At 58.1% G+C, this 1,310-nt stretch carries 1 protein-coding gene, 1 pseudogene and 1 other annotated feature; the gene and the pseudogene both read right to left on the reverse strand.

The window, feature by feature from the left end; genetic code table 11:
• Positions 1 to 449: pseudogene (locus ACSQ3D_RS27855) on the reverse strand (transposase); the annotation flags it as partial.
• Positions 55 to 171: a sequence feature (AL1L pseudoknot), on the reverse strand. (Overlaps the previous pseudogene by 117 nt.)
• A 47-nt stretch (positions 450 to 496) precedes the next feature.
• The gene (locus ACSQ3D_RS27860; protein WP_436129033.1) at positions 497 to 781 is read right to left on the reverse strand and encodes a hypothetical protein; all 285 of its coding nucleotides are present in this window, start codon (positions 779 to 781) and stop codon (positions 497 to 499) included.
• Between the last annotated feature and the right edge of the window lie 529 nt (positions 782 to 1,310).

Below are 1,310 nucleotides of genomic sequence, written 5' to 3' on the forward strand. Positions count from 1 at the left end.
GGCGCAGCGTTTGTGAGGCTCGCGCACCAGCGCGGCGTGGCGCCGATACGCTGACGGGGCAACCTGCAAGACCTTGCAGAGCGGCTCGACCCCGAAAGCATTGCGCTGCTGGTCGATAAAGGCCCTCAAGACTTGAGCCGGCGGTCGAGCTCCGCCTGGGCGAAAAACGCGCTGGCCAGCTTCAAAATCTCGTTGGCTCGGCGCAATTCTTTGACCTCGCGCTCCAGCTCCTTGACCCGCTGGGCTTCGGCTGTGGTGACGCCTTCTCGCGTGCCCGCATCAACTTCGGCACGCTTGACCCACTCGTTCAGGGTCTGCGGCACGCAGCCAATCTTGGGGGCAATGGATTCGATGGCAGCCCACAGGGATGGGTACTCCCCGCGCTGCTCCTGCACCATTCTCACTGCGCGCTCACGCACCTCGGGCGAGAACTTGTTCGTCTTCTTCATGGCTCAATCCTCTCAGAGTGTTGAGCCTCCTCAAAAACCGGGGCGATTCACTGTGCCAAGCACAGCGAGACTGTTGCAGGACCTTTCGTAACGGCGTAGATGGCTTCGGCCTTTACCGCGACGACACGCGTGCTCTCACGCTGCTGCTCAGGGGAGCACGTAGGAATCTCCCCTGCAATCTCGGTCAACCGTCTAAGCACATTTGCACTTGCGTCGATAGAACCGCTATTTCGGCCCACCTCGTAATAGGCAGCCTTCGTGGAATGATGGGTGACGACCGCAGCTGCAACCAGCGAAAGAAGCCATACGGCTGCTGTAATCATTTTGCGCATGAGCACCTCCGGATTACGCTTTGCTGGTCAGCCTGGAAACCCCACCGGTTTTCAATGACTCCACTAGGCGAAGCTGAGATGGTCGTATTCGAGCTTGTTGCGATACCAACATGCCCACCATGTGCAATCAAGTCTCCAGGTTGAGCGGGGCCTGAAACCGTAGGCCATCCAGGGACTTCATAGCCAGGTTTCGAGAGTTCGCCTGCACCAGGCGGGTACTTCTCAAGAAGTCGGGATAGAAAGCGCCCCCCGGTGTTCGGCAGATTGTAGCCCGCTCCCTCGTATTGGGTGTCTACAAAGAGGTTGCACTTATCTTTGTCTGGGCCAAACCCGCTATTGATTTCACGCCTATCACCCTGCTTACTCCAATCTCGCGTATCTGCGCGAGCGTTGTCGATTAGGTTGATCGGATCACCACATGGGCACAGTCCAAGCGGATCGATGAAGCTGAGCGGATTCCCCCCACATAGGCAAACCTACTGAATCCCCCGTGTAGCTCAATAGGATCAGCCTGCGTGTACCGCCCACT

Origin of the sequence: Acidovorax sp. LjRoot117 (assembly GCF_964252695.1) — a bacterium.
In the GTDB taxonomy this organism is placed as follows: Bacteria; Pseudomonadota; Gammaproteobacteria; order Burkholderiales; family Burkholderiaceae_C; genus Acidovorax.